The 15555-nt window shown below is 36.3% G+C and carries 18 protein-coding genes; 13 read left to right on the top strand and 5 right to left on the bottom strand.

All coding sequences use genetic code 11. The annotated features are described in order from the left end of the window. The first annotated feature begins 98 nt into the window (after positions 1-98). From CHSO_RS04440 to CHSO_RS04430, 3 genes are all read left to right on the top strand, one after another. A complete protein-coding gene (locus CHSO_RS04440; protein ID WP_045501876.1) occupies positions 99-1088 on the top strand; it encodes a D-alanine--D-alanine ligase in 990 nt (329 codons plus the stop codon). An 82-nt stretch (positions 1089-1170) separates the two neighbouring features. Further along, positions 1171-1635, top strand: a complete 465-nt coding sequence (gene coaD / locus CHSO_RS04435) for a pantetheine-phosphate adenylyltransferase (RefSeq protein ID WP_045492768.1) — start codon at positions 1171-1173, stop codon at positions 1633-1635. Positions 1636-1747: 112 nt separating this feature from the next. Next, entirely contained in the window at positions 1748-2380 is a 633-nt protein-coding gene (locus CHSO_RS04430; RefSeq protein WP_045492765.1) for a trimeric intracellular cation channel family protein, read from the top strand. Between the two features lie 69 nt (positions 2381-2449). On the opposite strand, the gene CHSO_RS04425 is transcribed toward CHSO_RS04430, so the two are convergent. Together CHSO_RS04425 and CHSO_RS04420 are read right to left on the bottom strand one after the other, a co-directional pair. Further along, positions 2450-3019: a membrane protein gene (locus tag CHSO_RS04425; protein ID WP_045492762.1), complete on the bottom strand. Its 570-nt coding sequence runs from the start codon at positions 3017-3019 to the stop codon at positions 2450-2452. A gap of 149 nt (positions 3020-3168) precedes the next feature. Beyond that, complete coding sequence (locus CHSO_RS04420; RefSeq protein WP_045492759.1) at positions 3169-3666, bottom strand: dihydrofolate reductase; 498 nt, start codon at positions 3664-3666, stop codon at positions 3169-3171. Between the two features lie 75 nt (positions 3667-3741). Here CHSO_RS04420 and CHSO_RS04415 point away from each other — a divergent pair, with 75 nt between their 5' ends. From CHSO_RS04415 to CHSO_RS04395, 5 genes are all read left to right on the top strand, one after another. Beyond that, positions 3742-4347: a LemA family protein gene (locus CHSO_RS04415; protein WP_045492756.1), complete on the top strand. Its 606-nt coding sequence runs from the start codon at positions 3742-3744 to the stop codon at positions 4345-4347. Positions 4348-4349: 2 nt separating this feature from the next. Continuing rightward, positions 4350-4778 carry a TPM domain-containing protein gene (locus tag CHSO_RS04410; protein WP_232509150.1) on the top strand — a complete coding sequence of 143 codons (429 nt, stop codon included), beginning with the start codon at positions 4350-4352 and terminating at the stop codon, positions 4776-4778. Beyond that, positions 4759-5586, top strand: a complete 828-nt coding sequence (locus tag CHSO_RS04405) for a TPM domain-containing protein (protein WP_045492750.1) — start codon at positions 4759-4761, stop codon at positions 5584-5586. The genes CHSO_RS04410 and CHSO_RS04405 overlap by 20 nt, the downstream gene beginning before the upstream one ends. A gap of 197 nt (positions 5587-5783) precedes the next feature. Continuing rightward, positions 5784-6305 (top strand): NAD(P)H-dependent oxidoreductase, encoded by a 522-nt coding sequence (locus CHSO_RS04400; protein ID WP_045492747.1) that lies wholly within the window; start codon positions 5784-5786, stop codon positions 6303-6305. A 3-nt stretch (positions 6306-6308) separates the two neighbouring features. Beyond that, positions 6309-8195 (top strand): monovalent cation:proton antiporter-2 (CPA2) family protein, encoded by a 1887-nt coding sequence (locus CHSO_RS04395; RefSeq protein WP_045492744.1) that lies wholly within the window; start codon positions 6309-6311, stop codon positions 8193-8195. Position 8196: 1 nt separating this feature from the next. Here CHSO_RS04395 and CHSO_RS04390 read toward each other — a convergent pair whose 3' ends face one another. Then, a complete protein-coding gene (locus tag CHSO_RS04390) occupies positions 8197-9012 on the bottom strand; it encodes a GIN domain-containing protein (RefSeq protein ID WP_045492741.1) in 816 nt (271 codons plus the stop codon). Between the two features lie 254 nt (positions 9013-9266). Between CHSO_RS04390 and CHSO_RS04385 the strand changes: the two genes are divergently transcribed. The 3 genes from CHSO_RS04385 to CHSO_RS04375 all read left to right on the top strand — a co-directional run bounded on the left by CHSO_RS04385 (position 9267) and on the right by CHSO_RS04375 (position 12824). Next, positions 9267-11408: a M3 family metallopeptidase gene (locus CHSO_RS04385; RefSeq protein ID WP_045492737.1), complete on the top strand. Its 2142-nt coding sequence runs from the start codon at positions 9267-9269 to the stop codon at positions 11406-11408. Positions 11409-11848: 440 nt separating this feature from the next. Beyond that, complete coding sequence (locus CHSO_RS04380; RefSeq protein ID WP_045492734.1) at positions 11849-12226, top strand: YchJ family protein; 378 nt, start codon at positions 11849-11851, stop codon at positions 12224-12226. Between the two features lie 4 nt (positions 12227-12230). After that, the gene (locus CHSO_RS04375) at positions 12231-12824 is read left to right on the top strand and encodes a hypothetical protein (protein ID WP_144428847.1); all 594 of its coding nucleotides are present in this window, start codon (positions 12231-12233) and stop codon (positions 12822-12824) included. A 206-nt stretch (positions 12825-13030) separates the two neighbouring features. Here CHSO_RS04375 and CHSO_RS04370 read toward each other — a convergent pair whose 3' ends face one another. Both CHSO_RS04370 and CHSO_RS04365 read right to left on the bottom strand, forming a co-directional pair. After that, positions 13031-13531 carry a peptidylprolyl isomerase gene (locus CHSO_RS04370; protein WP_045492728.1) on the bottom strand — a complete coding sequence of 167 codons (501 nt, stop codon included), beginning with the start codon at positions 13529-13531 and terminating at the stop codon, positions 13031-13033. 225 nt (positions 13532-13756) lie between these two features. Beyond that, positions 13757-14008: a VF530 family DNA-binding protein gene (locus CHSO_RS04365; RefSeq protein WP_045492724.1), complete on the bottom strand. Its 252-nt coding sequence runs from the start codon at positions 14006-14008 to the stop codon at positions 13757-13759. 117 nt (positions 14009-14125) lie between these two features. Here CHSO_RS04365 and CHSO_RS25845 point away from each other — a divergent pair, with 117 nt between their 5' ends. Next, the gene (locus CHSO_RS25845) at positions 14126-14278 is read left to right on the top strand and encodes a hypothetical protein (RefSeq protein WP_171817599.1); all 153 of its coding nucleotides are present in this window, start codon (positions 14126-14128) and stop codon (positions 14276-14278) included. Between the two features lie 69 nt (positions 14279-14347). Next, positions 14348-15553 (top strand): exonuclease SbcCD subunit D, encoded by a 1206-nt coding sequence (locus CHSO_RS04355; RefSeq protein ID WP_045492719.1) that lies wholly within the window; start codon positions 14348-14350, stop codon positions 15551-15553. Positions 15554-15555: the final 2 nt, after the last annotated feature.

Raw genomic sequence — 15555 nt, 5'->3', positions numbered from 1 at the left:
TTATTTAACACAATTCATTTTTGATTTGAAAATTTCCCAATTTCCCATATTGCATTGCATAAAATGTTTAAATTTGCCTTAATTGATACTATATGGTTATGAACAAAAAAAGTGTTGCCGTAGTAATGGGAGGCTATTCTGATGAATATGTTGTATCCTTAAAAAGCGGACAATTGATCTATGATTCCTTAGACAGAAATCTATATGACGTATATAAAGTAGTAGTCCTTAAGGATGAATGGTATTTTCTAGAAGAAAATGATAAAAAACACCCAATCAACAGAGGAGATTTTTCTGTTACCTTAGATAATGGAGAAACATTAAAATTTGATGTATGCTTCAACATCATCCACGGAACACCGGGTGAAAATGGGATTCTTCAGGCTTACTGGGATGCTATAGGTCAAAAATACACAGGTTGTGATTTTTACCAAAGCGCCCTTACCTTCAACAAAAAAGATACACTTGCCGTATTGTCAAAATATGGAATTCCTTCTGCGAAAAGCATTTATTTAAGAAAAGGAGAAAACATCGATGTGGAGAAAATTGTAGAAGAGTTGAATCTTCCACTTTTTGTAAAACCAAATCAATCCGGATCTTCACTGGGAATTTCTAAAGTAAAAGAAAAATCCGAACTGATTGCTGCTACAGAAATTGCTTTCAAGGAAGATGACGAAATTCTTATCGAAAGTTTCCTGAACGGAATGGAAGTTTCTGTAGGGGTTATCGATTTTAAAGGAGAAACTATTGTTTTAGGAATTACTGAAATTGTTCCTACCAATGAGTTTTTCGATTATGAAGCTAAATATGAAGGCGCTTCCGAGGAAATTACTCCTGCAAGAATTGACGAAGAAACGACAAAAAGAGTAGAAGAAATTGCTAAAAAAGCATACAATTCTCTTGGAATGAGTGGTTTTTCAAGAAGCGAATATATCTTAATGGATGGTATTCCTTATATGCTTGAAATGAATACGAACCCAGGATTCTCTCCTGCAAGTATTCTTCCCCAACAGGCCAAACATTATGGAATTTCCATTATGGATCTTTGTGGAAATGAAGTTGAAAAAGCTTTAAATAAAAGAAAATAAGATAATAGATGTTAAAAATGAAAGATTACACTATAACCATTAATCTTATCAGTTTTGACGAACAATTATAAAACCAGACAACATGAAAATTGCTGTTTTCCCAGGGTCCTTTGATCCCATCACTTTAGGACATTATGATATTATAGAAAGAGCCGCTCCTCTATTTGATAAATTAATCATTGCTATTGGCCAGAATTCCCAGAAGAAATACATGTTTCCTCTTGAAAAAAGAAAGGAATTCATTCAAAATTCTGTAGCAGAATTCCCCAATGTAGAAGTAGACTCATTCGAAGGCTTAACCGTAGATTACTGTTTTGAAAAGAATGCACAATACATCATCAGAGGTTTGAGAAATCCTGCTGACTTCGAATTCGAAAAGGCAATTGCTCATACCAATAGAACATTAGCTCACAAAAAACTAGAAACCGTTTTCTTATTAACCTCATCCGGAAAATCATTTATCAGCAGCAGCATCGTAAGGGAAATCATTACCCACGGCGGCGAATACGAACTGATGGTTCCGGACTCTGTAAGGGTTGAGAGATAAACAGAATTATAATTGATAAGCGATAGATGATAATTGATACAATGGCCAAGAATTTGCTTAAGCAGAAAATCACTCATCAATTATCATTTATCAACGATCATTTATAATATATATGCACGAACAGTTCAATTTTGCCATAGAAGTACTTGGAACCATTGCGTTTTCCATGTCAGGAAGTTTTGCAGCCATGCAGAAACGGCTTGATCCTTTTGGCGTTCTTATTATTGCCTTTGTAACTTCTGTAGGTGGAGGAACTGTAAGAGACCTCTTGCTGGATATTCCTGTATTTTGGATGCATGATCTCCTGATGTGCGCCCTGATCATTATTACCAGTGTTGTTTCCATGGTATTCAAATCCCTTGAAAAAAACTTTAAGGTCACCTTATTCATCTTCGATAGCTTTGGACTAGGTCTGTTTACCATTATCGGAATTCAGAAAGGGCTTAATGTTGGCATCCATCCTCTGATCTGTATTGGTTTAGGAACAATTACAGGTTGTTTCGGAGGAATTATCCGGGATATATTACTGAACAGAATTCCATTGATTTTCAGAAAGGAAATCTATGCTACAGCATGTATTGTAGGTGGAGCTGCATTTTTATTAATGACAAAGTACACTCCGTTATCCTATACTTTTGTACAGATCTTTACGATTTTACTGATTGTAGCCATCAGAACACTTGCCGTGAAATACCAATGGCAGATACCTAAATTTTATGGCTATGATCAGACTTCAGAAATGTAATTACATATATTAGTAAGCATAAAAAAAGCACCTGAATCAGGTGCTTTTGGTTTTATCTGTAGTTTCTTACTAGAAGAATTTACCTCTATTTCTCATATTAGGATTGTGCATATGCTTCTGCATAGTTGGCATTTTCAACTGATCCTTCATCATTTTGATCTGATCCGTCATCATTCCTGCACTGTCTAATCTTTTAGCCTCATCCAATAGCTTTTGACCTTCCTGCTTTCTTCCTTTAGAAATAGCTGCCGCTGCAAGATTTAAAGTAGCCATTGCTCTGTCATGCTTCATATTCAATCCGTACTCCAAAGCTTTTTTCATTAAAGGCTCCACTTTTGTCGGGTGATCCTGAGCTTGTGTTAATCCTAATAAATAGTGGAAATATCCGTATTGAGTTTTATGAAGTTGTCCTTTATAGTCCGTAATTTTTGTTAACCATTCTGCCGCTTTCTCCATATTCTGTTTTCTCAACTGCCAGAATGCCAAAAGAATATACTCATTTTTAAAGTAAAGTACGATTGGAAATGCGGCAAGAAGAAAAACAACAATTCCCCATCCAAGATTTCTTGTGAAAATCATCATATAAAGTCCCAGAAGGATAAGAAGTGCTGCTACTGCAATTTTAATGTTCTTATTCATTATTAAATTTTAGAAGTGCAAAGATAATAAATTTAAAGGTTAAAGTTCAAAAACTCAATGGTGAATGGTCAATTCGCTGCACTTGTCAATTTTTATATCTGACAGCTATTCACGATTCATTTTGCGGAGCAAAATTTAACGATTGATTCTTAAGCTTCTTTTTTGATTCTTTCAAACGTCTGGAAACAGAAATCATAGCCATTTTTTTCGTCTTTTTCATGGCAGATTTCATGGGTCTTTTTCCAGATCTTCTCATCGATTTTCGGAAAAAAAGTATCCGCTTCAAGGGTAGCTTTTACCAGAGTAACCTCAAGTTTATCCACAATATCCATTGTTTGCTCATAGATGTTTCCCCCTCCGATGATGAAGACTTCTTCCTCAATCTTTTTAGCAAATTTCATTGCTTCTTTAAGGCTTCCCACGATAAGAATTCCTTCTTCAAACCAGTCTTTCTTTCTTGAAACAACAATATTAGTACGGTTAGGAAGTGGTTTCCCAATACTCTCATAAGTTTTTCTTCCCATAATGATCGGATGCCCGGAAGTAAGGTCCTTAAAATGTTTTAAATCTTTCGGAAGATGCCAAAGCAACTGGTTTTCAAAACCAATCTCGTTCTTCTCTCCCATTGCCACCACTATTGTTGTCATTCAAATATAATTTTCTACAAAATTAGCACATAATTTGTATATTTGATTAGCACAAAAAATTAAAAAAAATAAACTATGAAAAATAAAGGATGTCTGGGCGCCGGAACCATTGGTATCGCCCTCCTTATTATTGTTGCAGTCCTATTCTTTTGGGGAAAAAGCGGATATAACAGCTTTGTAGGCAAAGAACAGACTGTTAACGCAAAATGGTCTAATGTAGAGACTGTATATCAGAAAAGAGCCAATCTTATTCCTAATCTGGAAAGAACAGTAAAATCGTATTCAAAATTTGAGCAGGAAACTTTAACACAAGTTGTAGAGGCACGTTCTAAAGCTACTTCTATCAATATTGATCCTACTAACATGACGGAGGCAGATATTGCTAAATTCCAGGCTGCACAAGGAGAATTATCCGGTGCGCTAAGCAGATTAATGGCTGTGGTAGAGTCTTATCCTAACCTAAAAGCAGATCAGCAGTATATCAACTTCCAGAGAGAGTATACCGCTATTGAAAACAGTATCAGAACAGAAACGGTTTATTATAACGATGCTGCCAAGGATTACAACACCTCTATCAAGACTTTCCCCAATAATATTTTGGCGAATTTCACCAACTTTAAAGAAAAACCTTATTTCAAAGCTGATGCAGGAGCTCAGAAAGCCCCTGAAGTATTCAAATAATAATGGGTAATTTCCTTACAAATCAACAGATCGCTTCCCTTGTGGAAGCGATTCAGTCAGCAGAAGACCATTCTACAGGTGAGATTAGGGTACATATTGACTCTAATACGGAAAACCGTGATGCTAAGACAGCATTTAAAGTTTTCAAAGAGCTGTCTATGGATAAAACTACCGACAGGAATGCTGTGCTTTTTCATGTTAATTTTGAACAGAAGTACCTCACTATTATCGGGGATGTAGGAATTCATGAAAAAGTAAACCAATCCTATTGGGATCATCTGCATGACTATATTACCTCTGAATTTGCCAAAGGAAATTATTATCAGGCATTAAAAAGTGCAATTCTGAAAACAGGCCTTGAACTTAAAAAACATTTTCCTGTTGAAGGAGAAAATCCAAACCAACTTCCGAATGAAATTACATTCTCTTAAAATAGTATTTTCATTTTTACTGATCTGCTTTTACACTTTTGTATCAGCACAATATACTATTCCTCAAAAACCAGCAGTTTTATACCCTGTTTTTGATGAAGCAGGAATTCTTTCTCAGCAGGAAAAAGATGAGCTTAACAATAAACTTATCAAATTTGCAGATTCCACTTCCACAGAAATTGAAGTTGTTATCATTAAGTCTACTAAAGGCGAAGATATCAACTTTCTGGCCACTATGTTTGGTGAGCAATGGAAGATCGGAAAAAAAGGAGTAGATAACGGAGTAGTTTTCCTGATTGCTACAGAAGACCATACCATGTCTATCCAGCAGGGACGTTCCGTAGAACAATATCTGACGGCATCCATTGCAGGACAGATTCTGGATTATATCGTTACCCCTAATTTTAAAAAGGGACTTTGGTATGAAGGTATCAATCGGGGTACCTCAGCCATTATGGAAGCTGTTCAGGGCAAATTCAAACCTGTTCCTACCACAGCACCATCCGGTGGTGGCAGTGCGCTGAAAGTTCTTATTATTGCCTTTGTCATTTTTATCATCATTGCTATTCTCTTCGGCAACCGAGGCGGCGGCGGTGGTGGCGGTGGTGGCGGTAATTATGACGACGACGATGATGTCATCATCACTCGAAGAGGACGCAGAAATTATCCTGGTGGATTCTTCCCATTCCCAGGTAGTTTTGGCGGCGGTGGCTTCGGTGGCGGCAGTTCCGGAGGTGGTGGCGGTGGCTTTGGAGGCTTCGGCGGTGGAGGAAGTTTCGGAGGCGGTGGTGCTTCTGGAGGATGGTAATCTTACAAAAATTATATTTATTTATAAACAGATCAGGTCTTAACGACCTGATTTTTTATTTAAAAACTTAAAATAACTACGTTTCTTTGATTTTAATTAACATTTAACCTATATTCTCATATTAAAAAATTAACAAATCAACACAAAGCCTACCTTTTATTCAATATTTTTTTAGTATTTTTACTAAAAACAGGATTATGAAGAAGACGCTGGTAGTATTTGCACACCCTTATCTGGAGCACTCCAATTCGAATGTAGAGCTCATCAATTTCTACGTTCGCCACCAGCATTATACCTTAAGAGATCTTTATGAAGAATATCCTGATTTCCATATTGCCGCCTTCAGGGAAAGAAAGCGTTTAGCCAACTATGATCGCTTTGTGTTTCAGTTTCCATTGATCTGGTTCGGGATGCCACCTTTGTTAAGATTATGGATTGATGAAGTTTTTGATCGTGACTGGCTTCAGCCCGGAAAACATAATCCACTTGAAAATAAAGAAGTTTATATTCTGATAACCACTGGGGGAAAAGAAAGGTCTTTCAGTAAAACCGGGACGTATCAATATACTGTAGATGAACTAATTAGCGGATTGATTGTTTCGTTAAAGGTTTTCAAGGCTGATATCAAACATATCAAGATTGTTTACGAGGCCAATAAATTGTCAAAAAAAGAAATTATTCTGCATAAAAAAGAGTTTACAGAACTTCTCAATCAGTAATATATGGAGTCCAGCTTAGCGATGAACACATTAATTTTTCTGGGTGTAGCCATTATCATGGTTCCACTGGCCAGAAAATTGGGATTAAGTTCAGTAATTGGTTATATTTTAGGAGGAATTATCATTGGCCCCTATGTCCTCCGGCTTACGGGAAATAATGTTAATGATATTATGCATGCCAGTGAATTCGGAGTAATCATGCTTCTGTTCATTGTTGGTCTGGAACTGGAACCCCGAAAGTTCTGGGAGATGCGGAAGAAAATTATGGGATTGGGGCTCACGCAAATGCTTCTGACTATTTTATTATTATTTCTTGTGTTCATCAGTGTGGGTTGGAGAATAGATAAGGCTATTGCTGTTGCCATGTGTTTCGCGCTATCTTCTACGGCTATTGTACTGCAAACGTTACAGGAAAAGAACAACTTTAAAACTACAGCTGGGGAAGCATCATTCTCCACCTTATTATTTCAGGATATTTCGGTGATTCCTATTTTGGCCATTCTCCCAATTATTGCCAACTATAAAGCGAAGCATCATGATAATGAAATTCAGATCCTCATTCAAAAGCTTCCTCAATGGCTTCAGGCAGGAACAGTAATTCTTGGAGTTGCTTTATTAATTTTATTGGGCAGATATGTGTTTGTTCCTTTTTTACGGTATGTATCAAAATCCGGAATGGCAGAACTGTTAACAGCTTCTTCCCTATTCCTCGTTATTGGGGTATCTGAACTGATGGTTGTTATTGGGCTTTCTCCTGCATTAGGAGCTTTCCTTGCCGGGGTAATGCTGGCCAACAGCGAGTTCAGACATGAGCTTGAAGCGCAGATCAATCCTTTTAAAGGGCTATTGCTGGCTGTATTTTTTGTCAGCGTGGGATCAACAATCAATTTTAATATCATTCAAAAGGACCCATTATTTATTTTCAGCACTGTATTCGCAGTATTGGCCATAAAGTTTTTGGTCCTGTATACTATTGGAAAATTCTATAAAATAGATACTCCACAAAGTCTTTTCTATGCCTTCGCTCTTTCGCAGGTGGGAGAATTTGCCTTTGTCCTTATTAATTATGCTTCGGATCTTTATCTCTTAAGCCCCGAGTTGAATGCCCAACTGATGGCTGTAACAGCTATTACCATGTGCATCACTCCTATTCTACTTATTATCAATGATAAGTTTATTACTCCGAAGTTTATCCGGGAAATTCCCGAAGAGGAGCACGATTACAATATTCTGGACAGTGATGTAAGCCAGAAGAAGATTATTATTGTAGGTTTTGGACACTTTGGAAGTACTGTAGGGCGTCTTTTAAAAGCCAATAAAGTATCAGCAACGGTTTTGGACAGGGATTCTGACCGTGTGAAGCTTTTAAGAAGCTATGGCTTTAAGGTTTATTATGGAGATGCCACCAGAATTCCTATTCTAAGAGCTGCTGGAATTGAGGATGCTGAAATTCTGGTATTATGTCTTGATGATCCTGACGACAATATGTTTATTGCAGAACTTGTTCGTGAGCATTATCCGGAAGTAAAAATCTTTGTAAGAGCAAAAAACAGAATTGATGCCTATGAATATCTTAATAATGGAATCAATCATATTTATCGGGAAACATTGGGAACAGCCGTAGATATGGCTGTAGATGTACTTCATGAAGCCGGAATGAGAAAATATGCTGCAAGGCGTCTTGGGCAGAGATTCATGGCTATTGATAAGGCTTCCGTCAGAAAGCTTGCAAAGATGACAGAAGATCAAGATGTTGCTTTATTCAGTACAAAAGAAATCCTCCAGCGTGAAGAGGAATTATTAGCTTATGATAATCTTAATTTTGATACTAAAAACTGGGAAGGTTCCTCATCCACTGAGGAAGAAGATGAGGAAGAATCCCAAGATTAATTTATTGGATGTTTACACTTCCACCACTGCTTTCTTCTTTACTGATTGTTTTAAGGTCTCCTTTTTTGGAGATATCTACACTTCCTCCTGAAGAGGCTTCTGCCTTAACTGAAGATACGGCACTGATCTGAATACTGGCTCCACTGGATGCATCAGCTTCCAAATTATCTACAATAACGCCTTTAGCTGAAATGCTACTTCCGGAAGAAGAGCTGATCTCCCCATGTTTAGCTTTTCCGGAAATATCGATGCTTGATCCTGATGAAGATTCTATATCAAGATTTACAGCCCAGATTTCCCCACTGAAATGACTGCTGCTGCCTGTATTAATATTGAAGTCATTAGCTTCCAAATTTCCCGAGATACTTCCTGCACTTGAAGCCTCAACACTTGTTTTTTCCTGAGTAAATTTATCTTTCACATCAATGCTTGCCGCTGATTCTGCAATTAACTTTGTGAAGTCTCGGGTATAAATTTTTGCAGTAACTTTATTAATATTCATCACTCTGATCCCCGACTTGTAATGAATATGCAGTTTACCACCTTCATTTTCTACAAGAATTTCATCGATGATATTTTGAGGTGCTGAAATCACTACTTTTTCTGTATCAGACTTTATAATTTCTGCTTCTATTGCCTGAGAAACCTGAATTTCGTCAAAATCCCCATTGAATTCTCTCTGCTGAATGGGCCCTGAATCTTTATTGACAACCTTCTCTACCCAGCCACTTTTTTCTTTGTTTTTTTTCTCATGTCTTTCATTACATGAGGCTAATACCACTAAGGCTGAAAAAATAAAAAGAGTTCTTTTTTTCATGTTTATTTTTTTTATATATTATTTTTTTGATTATAATTTAATAACAACTAAAATATAAAAAATATTACATCTTCTTCTCATTATCCTTTTAGTCTGTATAATTCAACAGCTGGAAAATATTTTATGAAAGTAAAGGTTTATATTCCTGTTGATATAAAAATATTCCAAACAACCGTTTTATTAAATACATAGCTCAAAATAACCACTGTAAGGCAAGTTTTTAATATCTTTATGCTTTAATAACAACTATATTTATGAAGAATATTTCATCGGTATTATTAATTTCTGCCTTGGCGTTCAATCAATCTTGTACTACAATGAAACAGACCGATACTCAACAGGAACTTCCTGCCCCTGATCCATCATTATCTTCAAACCCTTTTATGAAGAAGAGCAAGCTTCAGTACGAAGCTCCGGAGTTTGACAAAATTAAAAACGAACATTTTAAACCGGCTTTTGAATTCGGATTGAAGCAACATGCTGCCGAAATTGAAAAAATTGCCAATAATCCAGCTTCCCCTACTTTCGAAAATACTATTGTTGCATTGGAAAAAAGTGGTGAAGTATTGAGAAGAGCACAAATTGTTTTTTCTAATCTTACCAGTGCCAATACAAACCCTACTCTACAGGCTTTGGATGAAGAATATGCTCCTATTTTTGCAGCACATTCTGACAAAATGTATCTGAATGAAAATCTTTATAAAAGAATCAAATCAATCAAAGAAGACGGACTTGACCCTGAAAGCAAGAGATTGGTACAGTATTATAAACAAAACTTTGAGATTGCAGGAGCGAACCTTTCTGCTGCAGATAAAGAAACATTAAAGCAGATCAATCAGGAGCTTGCTTCACTTTCTACACAATATGCTAATAAATTATTGGAAGCAAGAAAGCAGGGAGGGGTATTCTTTTCTGATGCAAAGGAACTGGACGGACTTTCTGCTGACGAAATTGCAGCGGCTGCAGCTGATGCTAAAACAGCAGGACAACCGGGTAAATATCTTCTTGCCTTACAAAATACAACTCAACAGCCTCTTTTACAAAACCTGAAAAACAGAACAACCAGAGAAAAGCTATTCAAAGCTTCATGGACAAGAGCTGAAAAAGGTGATGCTAACGATACAAGAGAAACTATTGAAAAACTGGCTAAGATCAGACTGAAGAAAGCTCAGATTCTTGGTAAAAAGAATTTTGCAGAATGGAAGCTTCAGGATCAAATGGCAAAAACCCCGGAAGCTGCTACGAAACTAATGAATCAGGTGGCTACACCAGCTGTAGAAACAGCAAGGCGTGAAGCTAAAGATATTCAGGATCTTATCGATCAGCAAAAAGGAGGTTTCAAGGTTGAACCTTGGGACTGGAATTTCTATGCTGAACAGGTAAGAAAAGCTAAATTTGATCTTGATGAGAGTGAGATTAAACCTTATTTCGAAATCACAACGGTTTTAGAAAAAGGAGTCTTCTTCGCTGCTGAAAAATTCTATGGATTAACTTTCAAAAAGAGAACAGATCTTCCTGTTTATCACCCGGATGTAGTAACTTATGAGGTTTTTGATCATGATGGAAAATCTATCGCTATCTATTATCTGGATTTCTACACAAGAGATTCTAAAAACGGAGGTGCATGGATGAGTAACTTTGTAGAGCAGTCTTACCTTATGGGAACAAAACCGGTAATTGTAAATTGCTACAATTATCAAAAACCAGCTCCGGGAAAACCTTCATTAATTAGTTTTGATGATGTTTCAACTATTTTCCATGAGTTTGGGCACTCTATCCACGGAATGTTTGCAAGCCAGAAATATCCATCTCTTTCAGGAACCAATGTACCAAGAGACTTTGTAGAATTCCCTTCTCAGATCAATGAGCACTGGGCACTGGATCCTATGGTTATAAAGAACTACGCAGTTCATTATGAAACAAAACAACCTATTCCTCAAGCTCTGGTAGATAAAATTAAAAAAGCGGCTACCTTCAACCAAGGTTATATGACTACAGAATTGATTTCTGCAGCTGCTTTAGACATGGATTGGCATTCTGTAACGAATGAAAGCCAGTTGATCCCTGTTTTAGATTTCGAAAAACAATCTTTAAACAAGCACGGATTTACTTTAGCAACGGTTCCGCCAAGATATCATACGCCTTATTTTGCTCACATCTGGGGTGGCGGATATTCGGCTGGATATTATGCTTATCTATGGTCCGAAACACTGGATAACGATGCATGGGAATGGATCAGCAACAACGGTGGATTAACCAGAGAAAACGGCGACCGTTTCAGAAAATATATTCTTTCCGTAGGAAATTCTGTAGATCTTAACCAGGCATTCAGAGATTTCACAGGACACGATCCGGATATCAAGCCTTTATTAAGAAACAGAGGGTTTATTAAATAATACAATTGAAGCATTCTTTTAAGAGTGCTTCTTTTTTTTGACTAAAACCTGAAATATCAGTTCAATGGAAAATAAGTTTTGGCTAAAGCCAATGGATTGATTACATTAGTTAGAATGAGCTAAAGCCCGTTTCTATTGAATATATTCATCTAAAAATTCAATTTAAAACAGGAAAATAAACATCTGAATTCTCATTGACTACGTCTAATCTTAGATTTCTGACGAACGAAGAATCTCAACATAGGTATTCAAAAATTATAGTTTGAATTCCTACGGAATGACAAAAACGAGGAAAAACATATCTGAAAGATAATTTCTGAGGTTTTAGAATAAGTTTGAACTAAAACTGATAGAATGATTACACTATTTTAGAACAGATTAAAGCCCATTCCTATTGATATTTATTCTATTTTTGTGGCTTAAAATTTTAAATAAGAAAGATGAATTGTCCCTGCTGTTCAGGAAAATCCTATGAAGAATGCTGCAAGCCTTATCATACAGGAGAAAAACATGCTCCAACAGCTGAAGCATTGATGCGTTCCCGATTCTCAGCCTTTGCGATCCCGAACGGTGAATATTTAATGGAAACTACTCTGCCGGGAAAACGAAAATACCATAACAAAAAGGATTTACAAGAGTGGGGTGAGATTAATGAATGGACAAAACTCGAAATCATTCAGACTCCCGCTTTAAACCATGTAGAGTTTAAGGCTTACTATACAGACCAGGACGGTCATCAGCAAATCCATCACGAATTTTCTGTCTTTCAGAAAATGCATGAGCACTGGTACTATGTTTCAGGTGAATTTTTAGACTAATAATATGAAGAAGAATTTTATGTACACATTGCTGCTCATGCTTTGCAGCTTTAGTATTTTCAATGCCCAAACTGCTGAGGATAAAAAGGAGATTTCCATTGCTGTAACTGACATTTTAAAAGGGTTTCAAACCAAGAACGGTGATATCATGAATAAATATGTGAACCCCACTTATGGTGTTGGTGTCCTTTTTAAAAGTGGTGGAGATCTTGGATTTGTTTTAAATGAGGATATAAATTTCAATAGGTCACTAGGCTACATTCAAAAAGCATGGAATATCAGAAATCAGTCTCCAATCCAGTTTGATACTGCTTTTGAATATGATTTAAACCACAAAAAGTGGAAAAAAGAAGGATTATCTGTACAATTTAATTCTAATGCTGTAAATGCTTATGCAAATAAATTCTTGTCCCAGTATTCTGTAAAAGATCAGGAGATTTTTAAAATCAATTCCAATCCTAAAAATGTGGTTTTTGTAACACTTGCTGAGAATACTAAGGAGAGTGCTCCTATTAATGGATTTCGATTTGTCATGACAAAGATTGAAGGAAAATGGTTCCTTACCTTTATTGATGTGACGGAGTATGATACGGAATAAGACTGTGAAATAAACTATTTCGTCAAATCTTTGATTTGACACCACTCCGTCGGAGGGGAATGCCAAGCACTATTTGACTATTATTACTGATAAGAAATACCCCACAGAATGCTCTGCGGGGTATTTTTATTTTATTTAAGCCTGGATCTTTGTGAAAACCAAAGCAATAAAAAATGTCCGAAAAAATCAGACACTTATATTATTTTTTAGTGAGCCTCAGTTCCGTCAATTCCGTGAGCGTGACCGTGAGATAATTCCTCTTCTGTTGCAGGACGAGTGTTTAAAACTTCTACCTGGAAATCTAACACTTTACCAGCCATTGGGTGGTTAAGGTCTGCTACTACAGCTTCCGGAGTTATTTCTACTACAAAAGCCTGGAAGTTATTTCCTTGGTTGTCTGATAAAGGTAAAATGGCTCCAATTGGAGGGGTTCCTGATTCTTTGAACATTTCAAGTGGTAATTGTGCAATAGCATCAGGCTGTCTTTCTCCGTAAGCTTCTTCAGGCTGAATTACAAAAGCAGCTTTATCACCAGCTTTCAAACCTAGGATATTTTCTTCAAATTTTGGAATCATCATTCCAACACCATACAAAAATGTAAGTGGGTTTTCTGCTGTGGTTTCTTCTACTAGAACTTTAGTTCCATCTGCTTCGATTGTGTGAAGTATATACTTTACAGCTACAACGTGATTGTTTTCAATTGTCATATTTTCTTTTTTTGTCGTGATTTTCCTTCACGATTAACACCACAAATATAATGTTTTTGAAATGATTTGATTAAGTTGAAAGCTTGGAGATAGAAGAAGGAAGCTATGAAGGGCATAAAGAATAATTACGGCTCTTTTTTCCATCCCAAAAATATTTTCATGAACTATCAGAAATTATAAGATTACCAGAAACTTCCGGCATCATTCTTCCAGCTTCCAGCCTTGTTACTTCTTTTTCCTAGATTCTTCTCTTTTTTTCTGTCTTAAAACATACAAATACAAACTTTCAACTTTCGCCCTTGCCCAATCTGTTTTGCGTAAAAATTTCAATGACGAATTGATACTTGGGTTATCTGTAAAACATTTGATGTTAATTTGTTTCCCCAATTCCTCAAACCCCTGATAATATTCTACAAGTTCTTCAAGAATAGCATCAAGTCTTTTTCCGTGTAAAGGATCTTTTGATTTTTCTTCCATAACGCAGTAAAATTAAAACATTTTATCAGACTTAACGACTAAAATTGTTTCAACTCTTAATCTTTAGTATTTTTGATGAAGCTATTTCTTACCCCTAAAATTATTCGTTACCAAAATATGAGCAAAAACAACGAAGTAAACAGAAAAAAAAATAAAAATAAAATCGACCAGAAAAAGCGCAAAGCACAAAATGCAGAAGCAGAAAGGAAAGCACGTTTAAAACAAATTCATCAAGATTTTAAAGCAAAAGAAGCTGATGATAAACTATGAAAATCTTTTATTATTAAACCGAATGATTTTTAAAAGCTTATATTTCCTTTAAACATTGATACACTTTTTATGAAAATTCTACATACAGCCGACTGGCATTTAGGAAAACGACTGGATCGCTTCTCCCGATTGGAAGAGCAGGTTTCAGTGATGGAAGAAATCATCACAATTGCTGATGATGAGCATGTTGATATGATCCTTATTGCCGGCGATCTGTTTGATAATTTCAACCCTTCCGTAGAAGCTGTTGAGCTTTTTTATAAAACCCTGAAACGTTTATCTCAAAACGGAAAACGTCCTGTAATTGCTATTTCAGGAAACCACGACTCTCCTAACCTCATCGATGCTCCGGATCCGTTGGCCAGAGAATGCGGAATTATTTTAATAGGTCATCCCAAAGCAGAAATTGTTCCGTTTGAAACAGAACATTTTAAAATTACCCATTCAAAAGAAGGTTTTATAGAAATGAAGATCAACACTATTGATTTTCCTATACGACTATTGCATACTCCTTATGCCAATGAGGTCCGTTTGAAGGAATATTTGGGAGAAAATAAGGAGGAAGAGATCAATAATGTACTTTCCAGAACCTGGAAAGATCTTGCAGACCAGTTCTGTGATGAAAACGGAATCAACCTTCTGACTGCCCATTTATATATGAATAAAAGAGGGGCTGAGATCTTGGAGGAACCTGAAGGAGAAAAACCTATCAAAATCGGGAATGCAGATCTTATTTATTCCGATAGTATTCCTGAACAGATTCAATATACGGCTTTAGGCCACCTGCATGGTTTTCAGAATATCGGAACAAAGGAAAAACCGGTAATTTATTCCTCTTCTCCCCTATGCTATAGCTTTAGTGAAGCAGGGCAGACAAAATATGTTTCAATTATTGATATTGAACCGGGAAAACCCGTTTCGTATGAAAAAAAGGTATTGAAAAGCGGAAGAACTTTAGTAAGAAAAACGTTTACATCCGTTGATGAAACCGTTCAATGGCTGGAAGAACATCCATATACTTTTATTGAACTGACATTAGAAAGCGAAACCTTTTTAACGGCTGATGAACGAAGGCTGATCTATCAGTCTCATACTGGAATTGTACACCTTATCCCAAAAGTTAAAAACAAGGAATTTGGGAAAGAAACAAGTCATGAAATTAATCTCAACCAGAATATAGAAACATTGTTCAAGGATTATTTTAAATCAAAAAATGCAGGCCAGGAAGCCAATGAAGAACTGATGAAACTGTTTAACGAAATTTTAAATGCCTAAGC

Source organism: Chryseobacterium sp. StRB126 (assembly GCF_000829375.1).
In the GTDB taxonomy this organism is placed as follows: domain Bacteria; phylum Bacteroidota; class Bacteroidia; order Flavobacteriales; family Weeksellaceae; genus Chryseobacterium.
This window is presented reverse-complemented; position numbering and strand designations above follow the sequence as displayed.